Source organism: Thalassoglobus sp. (assembly GCF_048270125.1).
GTDB lineage: Bacteria > Planctomycetota > Planctomycetia > Planctomycetales > Planctomycetaceae > Thalassoglobus.
The window spans coordinates 23,499-43,179 of record NZ_JBLWTN010000003.1; the positions used below are offsets into that span (position 1 = coordinate 23,499).

The following is a 19,681-nucleotide window of genomic DNA, read 5'->3' on the forward strand; positions in this document are numbered from 1 at the left end:
ACATTCGAGCGAATCTACTACTTCGCTGGAAGCGTTTTGTTTGCGGCTCTGGATAATTTAAGGCTTTTTTTAGAATGGTCGATCGTAACCTAATTCGTGAATTTCAGGTTGATGATGAAGAGTTAAACGCAGCACTCGGAGGTGAACTGGGAGACTGGATCAACGAAGAGAGCGAGCAAATGGACCGCGTCTATGATGAGACGTCGAGTCCCTTTGATGTGAACGAGATTGTTCAGGGGAAAGTCCTGAGCGTCGAAGGCGACGAAGTTCTCGTTGACATTGGCTACAAGAGCGAAGGGATGGTCCCCCTCTACGAGTGGGCGGACGATGAAGAACAACCCAAGGTTGGCGAAACCATTGAGGTTCTGCTCGAAGAAATCGAAGATGATTTCGGCCTCGTTTTGCTCTCCAAACGCAAAGCCGACCGCCAGAAAGACTGGAACTGGGTTGTTGGTCGCTACGACGAAGGAAACACCATCATCGGGATGGTTGTTCGCAAAATCAAAGGTGGACTGCTCGTCAACATCGGCGAAAGCCTCTCGTCCACTGGTGCTCGCGGCGTCAACGTCTTCCTGCCAGCCAGCCAGGTGGATATCCGTCGGCCTTCAGATATCGGCGATTTCGTCGGTAACGAAATTGAGTGCATGATCCTGAAGATCGATGATGCACGAAAGAACATTGTCGTCTCGCGTCGTCGCCTCATCGAAGAGCAACGCGCCGAGATGAAACGGAAACTGCTCGAGGAACTCGAAGAAAACCAGATTCGTACCGGTGTTGTTAAAAACATCGCCGATTTCGGTGCATTCGTGGACCTTGGTGGAATCGATGGCTTGCTGCACATCACCGACATGAGTTGGGGACGCATCAACCATCCTTCCGAAATGGTCAAAATTGATGATGAGATCGAAGTTATGATTCTCAACATCGACCGTGAAAAAGAGAAGATCGCCCTGGGGCTGAAGCAGAAGTTCCCAAGCCCATGGGAAAACGTCGACACCAAATACCCGGTTGGCGATCGCGTCACTGGCGAAGTTGTCAACGTGATGACATACGGTGCCTTCGTCAAACTCGAAGATGGGATCGAAGGTCTTGTCCACATTAGTGAAATGTCTTGGACACGCCGCTTGAACCATCCTAACGAGATGGTCAGCATCGGTCAGGAAGTCGAAGTGGTGGTCCTGGGGATCAACACCGACAAGCAGGAAATTTCACTCGGCATGAAGCAGACTCAGCCGAACCCTTGGGACAACGTCACCGAAAAATACCCGGAAGGGAAGTCGGTCAACGGTGTTGTTCGCAACCTGACCAACTACGGTGCGTTTATCGAACTCGAAGAAGGGGTCGATGGCCTGCTTCACGTAAGCGATATGTCTTGGACACGTAAGATTTCTCACGCCAGCGAAATGCTGAAAAAAGGCGACGAAATCCAGTGTGTTGTTGTTTCAGTCGACGAAGAGCGAAAACGAATCGCTCTGGGACTCAAGCAAATGGGCGACGATCCATGGGAAGCACGCATCCCGGATCAGTATCAGCCCGGTTCGATCGTCAAAGGAAACGTCACCAAGATCACCAACTTTGGTGTCTTTGTTGAACTGGAAGAAGAGCTCGAAGGCTTGCTTCACGTTTCTGAACTGACAGGTGGAGACGAAGAGAAGTCTGTCGAAGACGTCGTCAACGTGGGCGATGAAATCGAAGTCAAAATTCTTCGTGTCGATACCGGAGATCGCAAGATCGGTCTGAGCATGAAACTCGATGCAGAAATCGAACCAGAAACCGCTTCCGGTGCTGGTGGCGGAACAGATGCATCGAAAGAGCTCAAAGGTGGAATGGGCGATTCGTCAGGACCACTCTTCTCGATGGCTCCGGCTCGTACCGAGGAAGTTGCTGCTCCAGCCGAGGAAGCAACCGCCTCAGCCGAAGAAGCTCCAAGTGCTGAAGAGGAGGCTCCTGCGGCTTCTACTGAAGAATCCGAAGAGAAGCCTGAAGCTGAATAATTAGAACAATCGCTAAAAGTGTTCTAATTTGCTTCTGAAAGCAAAGTACTCGTTATAAACGGCCTTCCGATCACAATCGGGAGGCCGTTATTTTTGCGCTAATCGTTGATGCTTTTCTGGCTTCCGTGTTTTGTCGTGAACCTCGCTGGAGCGGCAACTCTTGCCGGTCCGATATTGATATTGTGGTCCAGTACGGACACGACGAGCAATTGGGATGGTGGAAGGAGTCCCCTAAGAGATCCCTGCATTCCCCAAGGTTGATGACCCATTAGAGTCCCATGCAGAAAATCACTCGCCGTAGAACTTCAAGCGTTCAAAACCCCCTGGAAACGTACCTACGTGAAATCAACGAGACCGCCCTCCTGACAGCCGATGATGAGAAGGAACTCAGCTATCGCATTTCAGACGGGGATATGCTCGCTCGCGACCGCATGGTCCGCGCGAACCTGAGGCTCGTCGTGAACATTGCACGAGGGTACAGCGGGAAAGGGCTACCCCTTCAAGATTTGATTGAAGAGGGGAACCTGGGCCTGTTGCGTGCCGTGGAAGGTTTCGATCCCGAAATGAATACGCGGTTCAGTACCTATGCAAGTTACTGGATCAAGCAGTCGATCAAACGTGCGTTGATCAACTCTGCGAAAACGATTCGCATTCCCGCGTATATGGTAGAACTCCTTTCTAAATGGAGACGTGCCAGCTCGAAGCTGCAGGACGAGATTGGTCGACCACCCACAGCTGAGGAAGTTGCCAAGGAGTTAGAGCTCCCGCCGAAGAAGTTGAAAATCGTCAAGAAGGCGATTCAGCTCTACAACTCAACGCCACAAAATGAAGATGGTGATGGCAACGTCTCCATGGGAGAGCTCATCCCTGATGATCGGTTGCTCGGTCCCGAAGAAGAGTTGATTGGTCACGATAACCTCAAGCATGTTTTCGAGATGCTCGAAGAGATGGAAGAACGGGAGTCGACGATCCTGAAACTCCGTTTCGGTCTGGACGATGGCGAGCCGCGCACTCTCAAGGAAATTGGGGAAGCCCTCGGCCTCACCAGGGAACGGGTCCGTCAAATCGAAGCCGAAGCGCTCAAGCGGCTCAACAAAGGTCTTCTTGGAGAATAAGCGAGAGCTTCAAGTGTTGAGCCAGCATCTCCAGCGTTTTTTGAATTGGCGTTCGTGTTCTGCTCTTGGCGAACTCAACTTGGCTGGTGAAACACGTTCTCTGCGGACACCCGGTGGTGCAGATTGCTCTGGCCGGACACCTCAAAGTGTCCGGCCATTTCTTTATTTTCGATTCATTAGCACGTTCTTCAATCCATCGATGTTCTGTTGCAAACTTTCTTTTGCATCGAGTTCATTCCGATGATCCAGCAGCCCGATCGGTCCGTCGTATCCGCTGTTAATCACTGTTTCGATCATGGATGGCTCGTACTTTCCATCACCAATGGGGACAATTTTGTTCTTGAGTCCGTCGACATGTTCGGCAGCGACCATGCCATTCAAGTTCAAGCAAAGTAAATATGGCTGCATGATTTTGAAGAGCTTTGGGAATTCTTTGATATGCTCATGGCCGTGGTGAAAGTTGTAGACAATTCCGACATTGTCGAGACTGTACTCCTTTCTGAGGAACTCACAAACCGCAACCAGATTTTCTGGCTCGCCTCCCCAGCCTCCATGGTTATAAAGCCCCAGCTGACAGCCAAGTTCTTTGGCCTTGTGTGCCAGCGGTAGCAACTGTTTCGCCGCAGCCTGGATTTTATCTTGCTGCGTCGGAGCGTTCGGGCTTGGGAGAGTGATCCAAATCTGTGGGTGGATGTCGTACTTTTTAATCAATGGAGCGAGGCTGTCATGCCAGCTCCAAAACGCGAAGAACTCGATGTTGTTCTTCTGGTACTGCCGAATCTCCTCTTCGAATTCCGGGACATGCTTTGCTCGCCAATCATAGGCAACCCGAGTCAGCCCCAACTCTTTCACCATCAACGCCCGCTGCGCCGGGGTTCGGTTTTTGGCATCAAACGGAACGATACACCAGGCGACAAGCCGCCCCTTGGAGAAATTCTCCGGAACCTCCGGCTTCTCTGCTCCTCGCAGAGTCGTCTGGTTCAATGGCGAACAGACTATGCTGATCACAAGCAAAGAAAACAAAATTCTCGTCATTCAACCGGCCTTCATGCCAATACTATTCGCATTCAAATTTCAGCTGCACACCATGCAAAGCTCATCCCAAACTACGAAAACCAGAGAACCTATTCCATCGTCCGATGGACTCTGAGAGTTTGATGTTCCATGTGAGCAGTCTTCCTGTGACTTGCTCGGCAAGATTTGTCACTCTCCAATAATTTTGACCAGAATTCGCTTGCGACGTCGGCCATCGAATTCATAGTAAAAGATGTGTTCCCATGGTCCCAGGTGGAGTTTGCCGTCGGTGATGGCGACGACGACTTCGCGGCCCATGATTTGGCGTTTGTGGTGGGCGTCGGCGTTGTCTTCGCCAGTTCGGTTATGCAGGTAGCCGCCTGAAGCTGGATCGCTACCGGGATTAAAGGGGACGAGTTCCTCCAGCCAGCGCTCATAGTCAGCATGTAAACCCGATTCATTATCGTTAATGAAAACGCTCGCAGTGATGTGCATCGCGTTCACGAGTACCAGTCCGTCTTGGACTCCGCTCTCAGTGACGAGGCGTTCGACGTCCGAGTGGATCGAGACGATGGCTCTCCGTTCGGGGATGTCCACCCAGAGTTCTTTGGTCAGGGATTTCATTTTGGATCGCTGATAGCTATGTGGTTTGTCGTGATGACTTGGAAGTTTTGAGTCGCTTGGAAAATCGCCGGAATGAAGACGAATCTTGAAACAGGATTGCTTGCTGGTTAGTTTAGAAGCTGATTGAAAGCCGTTGCAATCGAGTTCTCTCGTTCTTCGAGGGATTTGCATCTGCTGTCAGGATACCTTGAAACCTTCCTCCAGCTTCTTCCTGCCGAGAATCCTCATGTTGCGTCTCACCTGTATGCTGTTGATGTTTCTCTTTCTCCCTGCAATCGGTTGGGGGCAAACTTCTTATCCAATGCTCATGGGTTTAAAGCCTGCAGCTGCTCAGTTGGGGACCTCGTCGGAGCATGAACTGGAATCTCGCTACAGCATGTTTGGTGCTGACCGTGTGATTGTTTCCGGAGAAGGGGTGACGGGGAAAATCGTCACGCCGATGGAACTCGGTAAGGATGGAAAGACTCCTTCGCTAACGAAAATTAAAATTGAATTCACCGTGTCCAAAGAGGCAGCTGAAGGAGTGCGTGAGTTTCGCATTCTGGGACCAACCGGCGCCAGCACACTCGGGCAGGTGGTCATCACTCGTTTGCCGGTCGTGAATGAATCCGACAAAAACGACACGATTGAAACCGCGACCGAGGTGACGGTCCCGGCTGCGATTTGTGGAACTGTGGAGAAGTCCGAGGATGTTGACCTGTTCAAGTTCCATCTTGATGCCCCAGCCACGTTGACGTTTCACACGCTGGCGATGCGGTTGCAAGATAAGATTCACGATTTGCAGTCGCATGTCGATCCGATTTTGACAATTCGGAATTCGACCGGTTCGACAGTCGCTGCGGCGGACAATGTGTATGCTGCAGACCCTTATTTGAGTCACACATTTTCGGAAGCGGGGGACTATTACATTGAAGTGCGGGACGTTCGCTATAAGGGCAACCGTTACTGGAATTATGTGATTGAAGTGAGTGATCAGCCCTACATTGAAACGATTCATCCGATCGCGGTTCAGCAGGGGCAGCCAGCTGCGGTGAAGTTGATCGGAACAAATTTGGGTGAACTGGAGACCGTGGAATGGCAGCCCGGTGAAGGCGTCGCGCTCGGAATGCAGGAGGTTCAGTTGCCGCTTCCGGATGGGCGTTCCAATCCGGTCCTTCTCGCAGTGAGCGAACACCCCGTTGAGGTGGAACAACTTTTCTCTGAAGGGAGTGAGAAAGGGAAGCAGGCGATTTCCATTCCCGGCGGCATCGCTGGGCAGATTGAACAGGTCTCTGACATCGACTCTTATCAGTTCACCGCCAAAAAGGGTGAGCGATTCACGTTTGAAACCATCGCGCGACGACTGAACTCAGCGATGGACCCAATCATCTGGATTACCAATAGCGATGGGAAATCACTATCCGAGAATGACGACCTGCGGACTTGGGGAAAGCGGACGTATCAGGATTCAATGATTGAAAATTGGGCTGCACCGGCTGATGGCGATTACGTGATCAATATTCGCGATGTCCATTTACGTGGCGGAGAGCAGTTTACTTATTTTCTGAGTGCAACACGTCCAGAGCCGTACTTCGAATTGGTCCTCGATACTGACAAGACTCAGCTGACACCCGGAACCAGTGGAGCTCTGTTTGCTCGCACTGTGCGGAAGAACGGATTCACGGGGGAGATTGAACTCTCCGTCGAGAATCTCCCCGAGGGAGTGACCGCTCATGGTGGACGGATTCTTTCGACAGGGACGGACGGTTGCATCATTCTGGAAGCGACAGCGGATGCGAAACCGATTGCAAAGAACATCATTGTGCGTGGGAAAGCGAAAGTTGGAGAAGGGGGCGAGGCTCGCGAGATCAGCGTTGCAGCGCAATCGATGCAGGAAACGTATATGCCGGGTGGTGGTCGAAATCACTGGCCTGTTTCGATGCATACTGTGGCTGTCGGGGCCCCTTCGGATATTCGTTCAGTGCAACTCGACCAAACGGAAATCAGTTTGAAACCGGGAGAGTCAATCAAAGTTGGGGTGACGATTGAGCGAGCAGAAGGGTTCGATAAGAATGTCACGCTCGACATGCTGTTTCAGCATCTCTCAACGAAGTTTGCGAACGTGCTCCCTAAAGGGATTACCATTGATAGCAAGAAAAGCAAAACCTTGCTGACTGCCAAAGAGTCTTCCGGGCATCTTCTGATTACAGCTGCGAAAGATGCTCCAACGGTTGAGAAACAACTTTGCAGCGTCATGGCGAATATCTCACTCAACTTCGTGATGAAGGCGACCTATTCCAGTCAGCCGCTTTTAATCAGCGTTGTCCCCGAAACTGCTCCCGAGAAAGTGGCGGATGCTGACAAGAAGTAGTTCTTTGAGATGCAGGTGAGAGTACAAACGTTCCGGTTAGGCTGGACAAAGCGGTTTTGTTCATTCTAGAGCAGTTTGCTCTACCGTTTGCCCGTGAAGACCGCATTTCTCTAGGAAAAATGCTGTTCGCCACGAGGCGGAACCTGCAAACCAATTCGAAAGATGCTCTGGAAGCGATGCGGGTGAAAAAGCTGGCTTCAAGAAAAAGGCCAAAAGTGAATGCTCCAATTGGTTTATAAGCATAAACCAAAGGCCCGATGAAGCATTCACTCACTGGCTTTTCTCGTGCTGAACTTCGAAAGATAGCTTTCTATTCGCTCTACGACCACGAACGGGACGCGCACGCTGTTGGCGCAGCAATCATTTCGGTTGAGAAGTTTCCCAATTCAATGCGTGTTACAATGCGGGGTCGAGGGCATGAGCGACAGCTCGCCGTTCATCACAGAGGCCAAAGAACCTGTCAGGAGAAGGTCTTTCGGGCAGGTGGGACTTTATTGTTACGTCATTGGAATGACGCGTCGCAGGCCGATTGCTGGGAGCAATAAGAGCAGGACTCCAACAGCGAATGGGATCCCGGCGTTCCCGAATTTGAAGTAGATGAAGGTGGCGTTCAGGACGATCACCGAGAGTAGCATGACTCCGATGCTGGGTTGAATTTTCTTCGGGGACGGATCAATTACCGCAGCGATGGCACGGCGGTTAATCGTGATAGCAATCACAGCCCAAATTCCCAAAACAGCTTGTGAGTTAGCAATTCCGGGAGGAAGAGGGATTCCCAGGTGGACTGCAAAATCACCCAGCCAGATTGCGAGGCCAGCGAGCCCTGTGTTGATGACTAAAAGTGAGAGCAAGAGCGGGAGGCGTAAATTCTGTTTGGCCTCTCGCTTGGCAAACCAGGTCACGCCAGCGATGTAAATTCCCATACAAATTGCGACCCACAAGAGTGGCTGTTGAAATGCTCCGGCCAGCCGAATCCCCGCGGTGCTTGCTCCGAGGATTAAATTCAGACTTCGGCAGGCTCCCATAAACAACGGGCCGAGCGGTGTCCGCTTCATCAGACCATCGTAAAGCAGAATGCAGACAGCCAGTCCGCTAGCGATGATGAGGCTGCGCAGATCGGCAGCGTAGGCAAATGCGAGACCGCCAGCCATCAAGCATGCACCAAAAATCGTCGCGTTGCGTCTGGAGATCTCCCCAGATGGGATCGGGCGATTTGGGCGTTCTTCGGAGTCCTGTTTGACGTCGAAGACGTCGTTGAAGACCATCCCGGACAGGTACAAGCAGGCACTCGCCCCTAACAGCAATCCGAACTTGGATGCTGGGTTCAGCGCGGCATGTGTCAGTAAGAACCCGGCTGCGATATCAGCCAGTGCCGTAAAGACTGTTGGGAATCGACAGAGTCGAAGATAAGACAGCATGTGAGCAGTCGTGAAAAGAAGCAATGTTAGCCGGACACTTGACGTATCCGGCTCAGCCAAGTCCACACGTGTTTACGCGTCCGTATCTTTGAGGATCGGAGTGAGGTATTCCACAGTGCTATTCATTGAAGCCAGCTGTTCGTAGTCGGATTCAGGAATTTGCACGCGGTACAGCTTGCGAAGTTCCATGACGATGTCGAGGAAGTCCATGCTGTCGAGTTCCATTTGCTCTCGAAACGCGACAGAGTCGTCCAGATCGGACAAATCTTCATCGGGGGCAATGCGTTCCAAGATATTGATAATGACTTGACGTATTTCCGGGGGAGTCATTCCGGGAGTTCTCCTCAACCTGTGTGAAAAATAATTGGCCGAAAACCTGGGATTTGATCTGTCTCAGAAGTCTGAGAGATCAGCATCCGGCTTCGGGATGAGTATGATCGTTGAAATGAGCCTGAAAAGTGAGCTCGTTTCTGCAATGGATTCACTGGATTCGTATTGGACAACGAAGCGGCCATGAATGCAAAGGACTTTAGAACGAATCAATAAGAAGCCCAGACAAAACTGTCGAAATCATTTTGAATCAATCGATTTTGGATCAACTGGTCTCTTTACGTTTAAATCGGTGTTTATTCGTAAACGCCACCCTGTTCCGCTGGGAATTTCTTGACGATGAGGACCGAATTGATCCCGAGCATCCCAAAGGAATTGTTCAGGATATATTCGACTTTCTCCATGTGTCGAGGGCGATTTGCGACGACCTGGTGCAATTCACAGCGAGGATCCTGCTCGTCCAGATTGATTGTCGGATGGGCGATGCGATCTCCAAAGGATGGGATATTTCCGAGTAATTCCAGAGCGCCCGCTGCCCCCATCGCGTGACCGATGTAGCTTTTTGTATTGTTGATCGCGACGGTAGTTCGGTCGCCAAACGCAGCTTTCAAAGCTTTCGATTCTTCAATATCGCCCTGCTCAGTCGCAGTTGCGTGGCTGGAAACGATATCGATATCGTCGGCAGTGAGGCCTGCTTTGTTGAGAGCCAGTTGAATACATTCAGCTTGTCGAGTTGCCGAGGGGAGTACGAAATCGCTGGCGTCAGAGTTCATGGCGTATCCGACGATTTCCCCATAGATCTTTGCTCCTCGCTCACGGGCATCGGTGAGGCGTTCAAGGGTGCAGATTCCTCCACCTTCAGCGACGATGATCCCGTTGCGTTTCGTGTCAAAAGGTCGGCAGGCTTTGGCTGGGTCTTCGTGCCATGCTAAGGCTCCCTGGCTGGCAAAACTGGCGAAAATCCCAAATGTGTGGATACTTTCCGAGACTCCACCCGCAATCGCCATGTCGACTTCTTTCAGTCGCAGCATCTGCAAACCCTGAATAAATCCAGCATTTCCAGCAGCACAGGCTGCCCCCACTGTCAGGTGAGGCCCTGTGATTTTCATGTTCAGCGTGACTTCGCCGGCTGGGTTGTTGGCCACCGTGCGGGGATTGTGATGGTGGGACCAGACTTTGGTATCATAGTCAAACTGGGAGATCTCGAAGATTTCGTTCTCGGTCTCAACGTTCCCGTGTTCGGTGATCCCCAGGTAAACACCGACCCTGTCTCGACGAGTGTTTTCCCAATCGATACCTGAATCGATGACTGCTTCGTTCGCACAGTAAATCGAGACCGACCCCGCGCGGGTGCCTCGACGACGTTCTTTCCGTCTCTGGTATTTGAATTCGTCGAAATGACAGATTCCAGCTAGCACCGGTTGCTTGATGTAGCGAGTTTCAAATGGTTGAACTCCCGAAGTTCCCGCGAGTAACGCGGCTCGGTATTCAGTCAGAGAATCCCCATTCGGGGCAGCAAGACCGACCCCGGTAATGACAATTCTTTCGTCGTCAGGCAATTGTTCCGGCATTATGATTACGAGCAAGCCCCGCTCCAGAAGCGGGACGCCCAACACTCCAAACAGGGTTTCTAAAGTGAAGAGACAGATTCTAAGAAGATTCACCGAAAATCCCAACCACATTGCCCGAGTTCACATTTCAGGGAATGCATTCAAGCGAAACGCCCACGGGAGGTGATTGGCGAAAGATTTCAGGCGAAGAGGTGCGTTTTGTCCGAAATAACGCCAAAAGCCCGAGCACGGACGTGTCCGGGTCGGGCTTTGGTGAATCACTCTTCAGAAAAGATGAGTTTTTCGGTCAGGCAATTAATTTGTTCGCAGTGGAGATTCTCCGCCTACGGTTTGTCTGAGAGTCGGTTTGGAGGTGCGTCGGTCCATCATTGGGAGTTGGTCAGGATTCGCTTTGATGTCCTGCATTTTCTCGTATCCCCGGAGTGAAATCGACCAAGGCCCTCTTAGCTTATCAGCAAGTGTGAATGGCTTTGGAGTATAGAATCGGTACACGGTTTCTTGATTTCCCGAAGGGTCCCACAGTTTCACAGCATTTGGAAGAAAAGTGTTCGGATCGAGCAGAATTTCGGCTCGTTGGAACTCTCGTCGAAGATTTGGGACAAGCGGATAAGCGATGATGTGAATCTGTCGCTCTGGATCGTGCATTTCGCCAAAGGCCATTTTGTAGCGTTTGGTGACTGAGTCCGCTTTCATTCCGAAGAGAAACGGCATCGGTCCATCGGTAATGCGTTGTCCCTGATATTGTGGTGGGATTTCCATTTTGCTGTATTGCTTCGGGGCGACATCCACTTCCAGAATATCTTTCCCGTTACAGATCCAGACTTTGTGTGCGTCTGCTTCGACGGAATAAACTTTTCCGTCGGGAGCTTTATGTGTCAGCGGTTGTCCGGGAGATGCTGCGAGGGCTTTGACAATATCCGGATCGGGATTGAAGTCCATGCGTGCTTTATCAGGAGAGCCGAACCAGTACTCACCAACAGCCCGTTTTTCGACACCAAATGTGCTGTCGTAGACGTATCGACGGAACACTCCCTGGAGCGTGTCGATCCCTGCGGTTTTTTGTTCCCACTCCTGAAGTACCAACAACATTTGCGGAGAGGGCCGTTCCGGTTTGATTTCCATCTGAACCGGTGCTCTTGCCGCATTTTGGATTAGAGGGGTGGCACCAGCAGGTTGTTGAGTATTGGGTTGCGTTTGCGGAAACTGACCAAAAGCCAGGTTCGATGTGACAGCGATCCCAAATGCCAAACAGAGGGGGGCCTGGCAAATTGATTTCAGACTGAAGGGCATGAGTATCGGATCCTTCCCGGTCAATCAGACAGCCAATGAATTGGTCGTTGATGTCCGTTATTGTCTTGATAATGCGTTCGATTCCATTGAACGCCACCGTGGTGGGGCTTGCTCTTTTCACGAATGTGAGCAGAAACAAGAGGTGGGTGCAGAGTCTATCGGTCCAAGGCAATCACTGAAAGGTCATTTTTGTTGAGAGGAAATTGCCAAAAGTGACTGGCCGGTAACAGTTTATGAAAATCGGCCCCTTGGAGAGACTCTCCGAGAGGCCGAAATCATTCGAATCAAGTCGATAGCGGAACTTCCGCGTTTACTCGCTTTGCCTGGGTTACCAGTTTTTGGGGTTCATGAACCACCACCAGCGATCTGTTCGAGAATCGAAGGTCAGGTTCCAGCTGCCGTCGTCCCATTCCAAAGTCGAACTTCTCCAACCCATTGGAACTTGCGGGTAGGGGTAGTACGGGCCGATGTAGGGGAATGCACTCGCATCGTACTGACTTGGGTAAGTCACAGCTGCGTAGTTGTCATACTGAGCGTACGAAGGCCATGCGTGTTCAGGAACATTCGGTTGGTTGTAAACCTGGTGACCAACTTGTGCGTTCTGTCCGCCTGGAGTTGGGTAACCCTGAACTGGTGGGCGACCAGGCATGCCGGGAGCATAACCAGGACCCGGTGGCATTCCTTGAGGAGCGACACCTTGAGTTTGTTGAATCGGTCCACGTGGTCCGAACTGAGGTCCACCCTGTGGTCCGAACTGGGGTTGCCCCTGTGGACCGAATTGTGGTTGACCTTGCGGTCCAGCTTGTGCGAATTGTGGAGCTGGGCGGCCTTTCACTTTCAACTGGTTGATCACTTGACCGACACCAGCAACTGATGAACAGGCTTGCTGAGCCAGGGCGACTTGACCCGGGTCTTCAACATTGCCGATCAGGCTCGCTGCTCCGTTTTTGTAGCGAACTTCAATGTCGTAGCCGCTCAATCCTGCGGAAGTCAAAGCTTCTGCGATGTTTTGAGCAACTTCCTGATTGCTTCGAGCCTGTTTTTGGTCAAAAGCAACAGGTTGCACGCGGCGATTCATTCCACCCTGCTGTTGAGCAGCAGCTTGTTGAATCGGAGAATCCGCAGTTGGTCTCGAGCTCTCCATCAGTTGAAGATTGTTCTCGACGGTTTCAACACCCGGAACACGGCTGGCAAGCCGAGTTACGATTGCTCGTTGAGGCTCATCTTTGATCTGACCACCGATCGTGGCCACACCTGCTTTGAACTCAATTGAGATGTCTTGGTGAACCAATTTGGCGCGGTTGAGTGCCTGGGCAATCTCCTCTGCAACCTTTTGGTTTTGATTGGTCGGTGCCGCTTTTTGAGCCGCAGGGGAGGTTTGTTGTTGCCCCTCTCCGGGTTTCAAAAAATCTAGTGGGCCGGCCACTGAGATACTTGGAACTGCTGCCAGCAATCCCAGGCTCAGTGCCCATTTCCGTGGCAGAAGCATGGACTCACTCCTTTAAGTCTTGAGTGCTCCGCTGCCGTTTCCGTTGGAATCGGCTCTTCCGGTCGCCCGGAGCGGACTCGATCGAATGATAGTTAATTCAGTCATCGGCCTGATGAGATCGATGAGTTCAGTTATTCTGGTTATTTCGGTTAAAATGATTCTGCCAGCCAGAAAAACTGTGAATTTCACCAAAAACCCTCAAGATTTTTTCCAGGAGAGAAGTCGAGCTCGACTTTGCAACAGCAGATTATTCGTATCGAACTGTCGAAGTTCAAATGTGAAGCTGTGCTATTTAGAGCATCTTTCGAATTGGTTTGCAGGTTCTGCCTCGTGGCGAACAGTATTTTTACTAGAGAAATGCGTTCTTCACGGGCACATGGCAGAGCAAACTGCTCTAGAACCAGTCCGAAAAGCTCTGGAATCGTCGCTTTTCTCAACGTTTGAGAGAGCAATTTCAAGTTTCAGGCCCAGCTCTATGTAACGCAGCGTCAGTCAAGTTGAGGCCATCCAGCAGCCGCAGAGCAAAGACCGAACTTGTGAAAGAAGCTTGGTCAGCACGGCGCTTGAAGTCTTCAGCTGGACGAGCCTACTTTCTCACGAAGTCGATCGCTTCCCGGACCAGATGTGCCATCTTCGGGTGTGATGGTTCCATAGCTGGGGTGACTCCGTATTCTTGAATCCGCGCCGTCGCGGTCGGGCCGATACTGGCGTTGACGCATTCACCACAGGCCGCCAGCCACTCTTCTTTGAGGTTCATCTCCTCAGCCACCTGAGTTGCATGCACAAACTGTTGAGCAGTCGTCCAGAGAATCAGGTCGAACTCTCCATCAATGATTCCTCGAATCGCCGACTGGAGCGGTCCGATGTCATCGGGGAGTTCCCAGCGATATATCGAAACAGGCAGCGTCTTCGCCCCTTTCGCCTGCAACCAGTCATACAACTCTTTCGAGGGGGCGCCGTACTCTTGGATGGCGACAAGCTTGTTGGAAAAGTCGAATGCAAGTTTTTCGAACTCGCTGACGAGGTCTTCCCATGTGTTCGGCTCAGGAGCTTTTAACTCCGGTTTGATTTTCTTCTTCGCAAGGGCGGTCGCCGGCTTCGGTCCACGAGCTGCCACAAACGTTTGACGAATTCTCTCAGCGAGTTCCTCTTCCGTGAGTCGGTCTTTCAGTGCTTCAAAGAGCGAGTCGGTTCCGACGCCTGTGAGAAAAATGGTGACGTCAATTTCGCCCGCCAGCAGCTTGTCAGCGAATTCATGGACAGATGGCTGTTCGTTGAGTGACACCTCTTTCATTGATGGAGCGACGGTGGGGATGCCACCGAATTTCTCAATCAACTTCGTCATTTCGATCTGACGTCGAGACTCAAAGGAACAAACGCGAACTGGATTCGTTGACATGATGAAATTCTGAATGTGATGTTAGTAGCCCCTTCTGAATCACTGGTGGCTCACTGGGGGGGCTAAGCGGTCATGTTCCAGGCTCGACAACGAGTTTCGCTGCGGCACGGATACATGGTTGAACAGTTTACCGGGCGAAATTGAATTGTCATACTCAGAGCAACATTAAAAACGGGACGCAACAAAGGGGCATTGCTATGAAAACAGCTGCGAAGAGTGACAAACATCAGGGAAACTCCCGATCGAGCAGAAGGGGCTCAGCGTCCTGGGGAATTGTGGTGTGCTTCAGCGTACTCTCGCTGGTCTTGGGCCTGCTGGTGGGAGTCTTTGTGCTGAACTCTGGGGATAAGCCAGAGCAACTTCTGGATAATTCTCTTCCTGACTCACCCGGCGTAGAGGCAGTTCCTGAAGCGTCGACAACGTCGTCAGAACAAACCGGCACAAAGACGTCGGAGTCGACAGAGAAGCCGACAGAGAAGTCGACAGTTGAAGAAAAGCTGAAGACCACCATTCAGGCAGCCATCGAGACTATCGATAAGAAATCAGCTCAAATGTTTGTTCACAGCTACCTGCCGGATCAATTGCAGAGCAGGTATGAAGATGTCGTCAAACGTGAAGGAAGAAAAGTTGTTGATCAGGTACTGACCGAGAAAATCTTTAATGAATACCGAATACATCTTCAGTCTGCATTGAACGGATCGGTCGAACTCAACCCTTCTCAAACGGTGGCGATTGTCACCTATAAGTTGAAAGAATTGCCTGACTCTGGAATGAATCTGAAGAAGTTTGCTCTGAGCGGATCCGAAGTCGTAGAAGGAGTCGCATACGAGGGACTTGGAGATGATTTGTCGAAGATGCTCGAACAGGCTGCCGCTCTGCTTGAAGAGGGCAAGCTTCAGGAGTTCGTAGAAAACGTCTATCCAATTTCTGAAGTTGAGTTGCTATCTGTTGATCAAACGCAGAGCAGGCTGCTGACACGAATCGGTCAACCGGCGATGAAGGCAGCCATGATTCGGGATTTGAAAGAGTCCGCAGAGGCGAAAGCAGATGTTCAAGGGGCCACTGCAGTGATCACGCTTCCTTCTTTGGTGCAGGGTGACCAATCCAGAATTTTCAAGTTTGATTTAGTGGAGGGAAACTGGAGGTTTATCGACCTGGCAGCGAAAGAGAGAGCAACGATGAATGACCTCGCCGTGAAACTGCCTGCCAGTATGAAGAAAGGGAACAGCGGTCAGACGATTGTCTTTGCGCGAAACAACGTTGAAAGCGAATGGCGTATTCAGTCACTTCCCGACACTCTCCCTGAGTGGTAAGCGAAGCAATCTTCTTTCTAATAACTCAAACATTCAGGGCAAATCAAATGATCAATAGAAAATATCAAGCGTTCACTCGTGTGGAAACAATCATTGTTCTCGGAGTTGTCTTCCTGCTCCTCGCCACTGCCTTGCCAGCTGTCCAGCGAGCGCGTGAAGATTCTCGATCCGTCAAATGCAAGAACAACCTCAAGTTGATAGGGCTTGCCATTCACAATTACCACGATGTGTATCAAATGTTCCCGCCGGGATGGATCAGTAAACGAATGGAAGGGGAAGGGCATCCTTCGACCGGTTGGCAGTCCATGATTCTCCCGTTTATCGACGAAGCGCCGTTGTACAATCGTCTCGATTTGACGGAACCTGTCTATTCAACTCGCGATCAAACGCTCCTGAAAAAACCAATTGAGTACTACCGTTGCCCAATGGATTCGACTCCGAGTGAAAATCCCATTCGCGGAGAGTGGGGCACATCCAATTACGTCGGGAATTATGGCGCAATTCCAATTCCTCGTTGGTCTGCAAGTCAGACGAACACAGCCTTCTGGCCCGGAAACTCCACAGCTGTCCTTTCAATAGAGAACGAAAAGCTGTATGGCATGTTCCGACTGAACCGTGGAACGCGAATTCGAGAGATCCTAGATGGAACTTCGAATACGTTGATGGTTGGAGAGAAAGACATCCAGGGTGGTGCTGCGATTTGGCCTGGACCGCGTTCGAATTATCACGAAAGCGACATTGTCAGCGATGCCAGTTTTGCTACTCCACTCAACAAAAGTCAGTACGGTTTTTCCAGCCGCCACGACGGGTTTGTTCAGTTCACATTGTGCGATGGAGCAGTGCGGGCAATCTCGCTGGATATCGACAGTCGGGAGTTTGAAACCCCCGGAGAAATGGGGACTCTGCAAAAGCTGGCAGCAAAGGATGATGGACAAAGGATTGAGTCATTCTGAAATCGTCGCATTCAGCAATGCATAGGAACGCAAACTTGCGGAGGCAACAGGCCACTGCGATAGAAAGAATAGAATGAAAATCTGTCACGCCAGTTTAATTCTCTTTCTGATGTGCTTCGCCAATACAGGCGTTTCTCAGGAGGCAGTTCAGTTCCCCGGTCAAGCTGGGGACTGGCACGGTTTTGCGAAGTACCAGGTTGATGTTGAGGGAAAAACGGCGACGGTGGTCGTGCCAAAGAAAGTCGCTCCGGGGCGACCGTGGGTTTGGCATGGAGAGTTCTTCGGGCATAAACCGGCTCCGGATATTGAACTGCTCAATCGTGGATTTCATCTCGTCTATCTGTCGATCCCAAACATGTTGGGGTCTCCGTCTGCGGTGAAGCATTGGGACAAGTGCTACGAAGTGATGACCGGCAAGTATCAGCTTGCTCCCAAAGTCGCTTTGGTCGGCCTGAGCCGGGGTGGGTTGTACTGCTACAACTGGGCCATTGCCAATCCAACAAAGGTTGCCTGTATTTACGGTGATGCCCCGGTCTGTGATTTCAAAAGTTGGCCGGGAGGCAATGGAACCGGAAAAGGAAGTGAGCAAAATTGGAAGCTGGTTCTGGAGTTATGGAACTTCAAGGATGAAGAAGAAGCACTCGCATACAAAGGAAACCCGGTTGATCAGCTCAGCCCGCTCGCGCTAGCGGGGGTTCCGCTGCTGCACGTTTTTGGGGATGCCGATGATGTTGTTCCGTGGGAAGAAAACAGTGGGTTGATTGCAGACAGGTATCGAAAACTGGGCGGTTCAATCCAGATGATCCGCAAGAAAGGGGTGAACCATCACCCGCATGGATTGGAAGATTCCACACCGATTGTGGAGTTCATTGAAAAGCACGCAGCCCCGCCCAAAGGGCAAGCCATCTTTCGAGAGAATGGTCTCGAAACGTATCAACTGGAGTCGGAACATCAATCAGCTCCAACGAATCTGTATGTCTTGAAACCGTTGGGGGCTCAAAAAGAGAAGCCACTGAGAATCGTTTTTCTTCTCCCGGTTGAAGCGGGCGAAGGGAGTCAATGGGGAAGCCCGCTTGCCGAAGTTTACCAGCAGGGGCTACACGAAAAGCATCAGATCATTTTCGTAACAGCCACGTTCAGCGATCTCCCCTGGTATGCCGATCACCCCGACAACCCAAAGCTTCAACAGGAACAGTACATTCTCGGATCGGTTTTGCCCTTCATTCGCTGGAATGTTCCAGAAGGTCGCCATGACCGAGATGGCCGATTGTTGATCGGTTTTAGCAAATCGGGCTGGGGAGCATGGAGCTTGCTGTTGCGTCACCCGGATAAGTTCGCCAAGGCCGCCGCTTGGGATGCTCCGCTGATGATGAAGGCTCCCGGAAAGTACGGCTCGATGCCGATTTTCGGAAGCGAAGAAAACTTCGAAGAGTATCACTTGTCAGCAATACTGAAGCAGGCGAGCGAATCTAACGTGGCTGACAACCGGCTGATCCATGCTGGATACGGCAATTTCCGCGAGCATCACGAAGAGATGGACTCATTGCTTAAGAGTCTGGAGATCCCGGCAATTTACATCGATGGCCCACAGAGAAAACATCACTGGCAAAGTGGGTGGTTTCCGGAATTGCTGGAAGAACTTCTGAAGTGAGTTCGCCATGCTTACGCCGGACACTTCAAGTGTCCGGCTATTCGGTGATCAACTATCTTGGTGTTGATGCATCTCTTCCGGCGATGGCAGCGTCAGGAGCGAGGATGAAGATTTCCACCCGGCGATTCTGTTGACGAGCACCATCGTTGGTGTTGGGAAGTTTCGGCTGGAATTTGCTGTAGCCAGCAAGCCCCATCCTTGGTTCTGCCAGTCCTGTTTTCGAAAGTGATTTCACAACAGCTGTTGCACGGTGAGCAGACAGATCCCAGTTGGTTTCATGTCGAGCCTTCGTCGCAGATTTCACGACCGGCTGATCGTCAGTATGACCAACAACGAGAATGTTAAACTGCTGGGCGTCGCCGGAGTTCATGATTTGAGCGAACTCCTTGAGGATGCGGTGTCCACCCGGTTGGATCTGGTCGCTGCCTGTTGCAAAGAGCAAATCGCCGTTGAACTTGCTGACACCAGTCGCAGGATCGAATTCAAATTCAGGATACCGGCGTGCCAAATCTTCGAAGCGTCTGTTTGCTGATCCGCTCAGTGGATTGTTCGGAGCAGGCAGCGTCGTGAGCAAGTGCTTCACTTGATCATTCAGCTTAGTCCGTTCCTGAGCGAGATTTTGCAATCGCTGGTTGGCGACAGCCAGACTTTGCTCAGCCTGCTGTTTCTCCAAGGCCAGTTGATTCGCCATCTCCTGGGTTTGCGCAAGCTCACCGGAAAGTCTTTGGCGTGCATGATACATCTCATAAGTCCGCAGCTGAGCCTGACGCATTTGCCAGGCTGGTGCGTAACTATGGCAGCCAACCAGACTGAAGAGGCTGCATGCAAGGATGATGTTTCGAATGTCTTTTGACATCGAAGAATTCCTGGTTTGGAAGGAGGAAGGTTTGATTTGCCGACCCAGCTCAAAATCGTTTTGAGTGGAGCAAATCAAAATGACGGAAAGGGAATCAGTGGGGATATCGTGACAGGCGAATGCTGCCGTAGGGGAATTAGTTTTATGTCGAAAATCTTTTAAAGAGAACCCCTTTCCACTCAAGATTTGCAGAGGATTCGTCCCTGCTCCCAGAAACTCCTGCTTCAGTTCACTTCTTTCAGAGCACATAAGTTGAATGAAGACAATGGTTTGCCGTGTCCTTCAACGCATTAGAGTGACGACGATTCCTCTGG

The 19,681-nt window shown here is 51.2% G+C and carries 15 protein-coding genes; 6 read left to right on the forward strand and 9 right to left on the reverse strand.

What is annotated here, in order from left to right; genetic code table 11:
* Positions 1–74 precede the first annotated feature (74 nt).
* Together ACN0YR_RS04630 and ACN0YR_RS04635 are read left to right on the forward strand one after the other, a co-directional pair.
* Positions 75–1,994, forward strand: a complete 1,920-nt coding sequence (locus ACN0YR_RS04630) for a 30S ribosomal protein S1 (protein WP_417848029.1) — start codon at positions 75–77, stop codon at positions 1,992–1,994.
* A 278-nt stretch (positions 1,995–2,272) separates the two neighbouring features.
* The gene (locus ACN0YR_RS04635; RefSeq protein ID WP_145205418.1) at positions 2,273–3,109 is read left to right on the forward strand and encodes a sigma-70 family RNA polymerase sigma factor; all 837 of its coding nucleotides are present in this window, start codon (positions 2,273–2,275) and stop codon (positions 3,107–3,109) included.
* A 162-nt stretch (positions 3,110–3,271) separates the two neighbouring features.
* Here ACN0YR_RS04635 and ACN0YR_RS04640 read toward each other — a convergent pair whose 3' ends face one another.
* Both ACN0YR_RS04640 and ACN0YR_RS04645 read right to left on the reverse strand, forming a co-directional pair.
* Complete coding sequence (locus tag ACN0YR_RS04640) at positions 3,272–4,093, reverse strand: sugar phosphate isomerase/epimerase family protein (RefSeq protein WP_417848030.1); 822 nt, start codon at positions 4,091–4,093, stop codon at positions 3,272–3,274.
* 219 nt (positions 4,094–4,312) lie between these two features.
* Positions 4,313–4,747: a secondary thiamine-phosphate synthase enzyme YjbQ gene (locus ACN0YR_RS04645; RefSeq protein ID WP_145205424.1), complete on the reverse strand. Its 435-nt coding sequence runs from the start codon at positions 4,745–4,747 to the stop codon at positions 4,313–4,315.
* 226 nt (positions 4,748–4,973) lie between these two features.
* On the opposite strand from ACN0YR_RS04645, the gene ACN0YR_RS04650 reads away from it, so the two are divergent.
* A complete protein-coding gene (locus ACN0YR_RS04650; protein ID WP_417848031.1) occupies positions 4,974–7,097 on the forward strand; it encodes a PPC domain-containing protein in 2,124 nt (707 codons plus the stop codon).
* Between the two features lie 497 nt (positions 7,098–7,594).
* Here the strand turns inward: ACN0YR_RS04650 and ACN0YR_RS04655 are convergent, their stop codons facing one another.
* The 6 genes from ACN0YR_RS04655 to ACN0YR_RS04680 all read right to left on the reverse strand — a co-directional run bounded on the left by ACN0YR_RS04655 (position 7,595) and on the right by ACN0YR_RS04680 (position 14,594).
* A complete protein-coding gene (locus ACN0YR_RS04655) occupies positions 7,595–8,515 on the reverse strand; it encodes a UbiA family prenyltransferase (RefSeq protein ID WP_417848032.1) in 921 nt (306 codons plus the stop codon).
* A 72-nt stretch (positions 8,516–8,587) separates the two neighbouring features.
* Complete coding sequence (locus ACN0YR_RS04660) at positions 8,588–8,845, reverse strand: acyl carrier protein (RefSeq protein WP_417848033.1); 258 nt, start codon at positions 8,843–8,845, stop codon at positions 8,588–8,590.
* Positions 8,846–9,141: 296 nt separating this feature from the next.
* Positions 9,142–10,416 (reverse strand): beta-ketoacyl-[acyl-carrier-protein] synthase family protein, encoded by a 1,275-nt coding sequence (locus tag ACN0YR_RS04665; protein WP_417848324.1) that lies wholly within the window; start codon positions 10,414–10,416, stop codon positions 9,142–9,144.
* 294 nt (positions 10,417–10,710) lie between these two features.
* Positions 10,711–11,706, reverse strand: a complete 996-nt coding sequence (locus ACN0YR_RS04670; RefSeq protein ID WP_417848034.1) for a hypothetical protein — start codon at positions 11,704–11,706, stop codon at positions 10,711–10,713.
* Between the two features lie 328 nt (positions 11,707–12,034).
* On the reverse strand, positions 12,035–13,195 hold the full coding sequence (locus tag ACN0YR_RS04675) for a BON domain-containing protein (RefSeq protein ID WP_417848035.1): 1,161 nt from the start codon (positions 13,193–13,195) through the stop codon (positions 12,035–12,037).
* A gap of 586 nt (positions 13,196–13,781) precedes the next feature.
* Positions 13,782–14,594 (reverse strand): uroporphyrinogen-III synthase, encoded by an 813-nt coding sequence (locus tag ACN0YR_RS04680; RefSeq protein WP_417848036.1) that lies wholly within the window; start codon positions 14,592–14,594, stop codon positions 13,782–13,784.
* Positions 14,595–14,791: 197 nt separating this feature from the next.
* On the opposite strand from ACN0YR_RS04680, the gene ACN0YR_RS04685 reads away from it, so the two are divergent.
* From ACN0YR_RS04685 to ACN0YR_RS04695, 3 genes are all read left to right on the forward strand, one after another.
* A complete protein-coding gene (locus tag ACN0YR_RS04685; protein ID WP_417848037.1) occupies positions 14,792–15,907 on the forward strand; it encodes a hypothetical protein in 1,116 nt (371 codons plus the stop codon).
* Positions 15,908–15,954: 47 nt separating this feature from the next.
* Positions 15,955–16,860 carry a DUF1559 domain-containing protein gene (locus ACN0YR_RS04690; protein WP_417848038.1) on the forward strand — a complete coding sequence of 302 codons (906 nt, stop codon included), beginning with the start codon at positions 15,955–15,957 and terminating at the stop codon, positions 16,858–16,860.
* 73 nt (positions 16,861–16,933) lie between these two features.
* Complete coding sequence (locus ACN0YR_RS04695; protein ID WP_417848039.1) at positions 16,934–18,511, forward strand: hypothetical protein; 1,578 nt, start codon at positions 16,934–16,936, stop codon at positions 18,509–18,511.
* Between the two features lie 52 nt (positions 18,512–18,563).
* Here the strand turns inward: ACN0YR_RS04695 and ACN0YR_RS04700 are convergent, their stop codons facing one another.
* Complete coding sequence (locus ACN0YR_RS04700) at positions 18,564–19,367, reverse strand: OmpA family protein (protein ID WP_417848040.1); 804 nt, start codon at positions 19,365–19,367, stop codon at positions 18,564–18,566.
* Positions 19,368–19,681: the final 314 nt, after the last annotated feature.

Coding starts and splice junctions, on each gene's coding strand:
- ACN0YR_RS04630 (WP_417848029.1), top strand. CDS start 75: ATGGTCGATCGTAACCTAATTCGTGAATTTCAGGTTGATGATGAAGAG.
- ACN0YR_RS04635 (WP_145205418.1), top strand. CDS start 2,273: ATGCAGAAAATCACTCGCCGTAGAACTTCAAGCGTTCAAAACCCCCTG.
- ACN0YR_RS04645 (WP_145205424.1), bottom strand. CDS start 4,747: ATGAAATCCCTGACCAAAGAACTCTGGGTGGACATCCCCGAACGGAGA.
- ACN0YR_RS04650 (WP_417848031.1), top strand. CDS start 4,974: ATGTTGCGTCTCACCTGTATGCTGTTGATGTTTCTCTTTCTCCCTGCA.
- ACN0YR_RS04655 (WP_417848032.1), bottom strand. CDS start 8,515: ATGCTGTCTTATCTTCGACTCTGTCGATTCCCAACAGTCTTTACGGCA.
- ACN0YR_RS04660 (WP_417848033.1), bottom strand. CDS start 8,845: ATGACTCCCCCGGAAATACGTCAAGTCATTATCAATATCTTGGAACGC.
- ACN0YR_RS04665 (WP_417848324.1), bottom strand. CDS start 10,416: ATGCCGGAACAATTGCCTGACGACGAAAGAATTGTCATTACCGGGGTC.
- ACN0YR_RS04670 (WP_417848034.1), bottom strand. CDS start 11,706: ATGCCCTTCAGTCTGAAATCAATTTGCCAGGCCCCCCTCTGTTTGGCA.
- ACN0YR_RS04675 (WP_417848035.1), bottom strand. CDS start 13,195: ATGCTTCTGCCACGGAAATGGGCACTGAGCCTGGGATTGCTGGCAGCA.
- ACN0YR_RS04680 (WP_417848036.1), bottom strand. CDS start 14,594: ATGTCAACGAATCCAGTTCGCGTTTGTTCCTTTGAGTCTCGACGTCAG.
- ACN0YR_RS04685 (WP_417848037.1), top strand. CDS start 14,792: ATGAAAACAGCTGCGAAGAGTGACAAACATCAGGGAAACTCCCGATCG.
- ACN0YR_RS04690 (WP_417848038.1), top strand. CDS start 15,955: ATGATCAATAGAAAATATCAAGCGTTCACTCGTGTGGAAACAATCATT.
- ACN0YR_RS04695 (WP_417848039.1), top strand. CDS start 16,934: ATGAAAATCTGTCACGCCAGTTTAATTCTCTTTCTGATGTGCTTCGCC.
- ACN0YR_RS04700 (WP_417848040.1), bottom strand. CDS start 19,367: ATGTCAAAAGACATTCGAAACATCATCCTTGCATGCAGCCTCTTCAGT.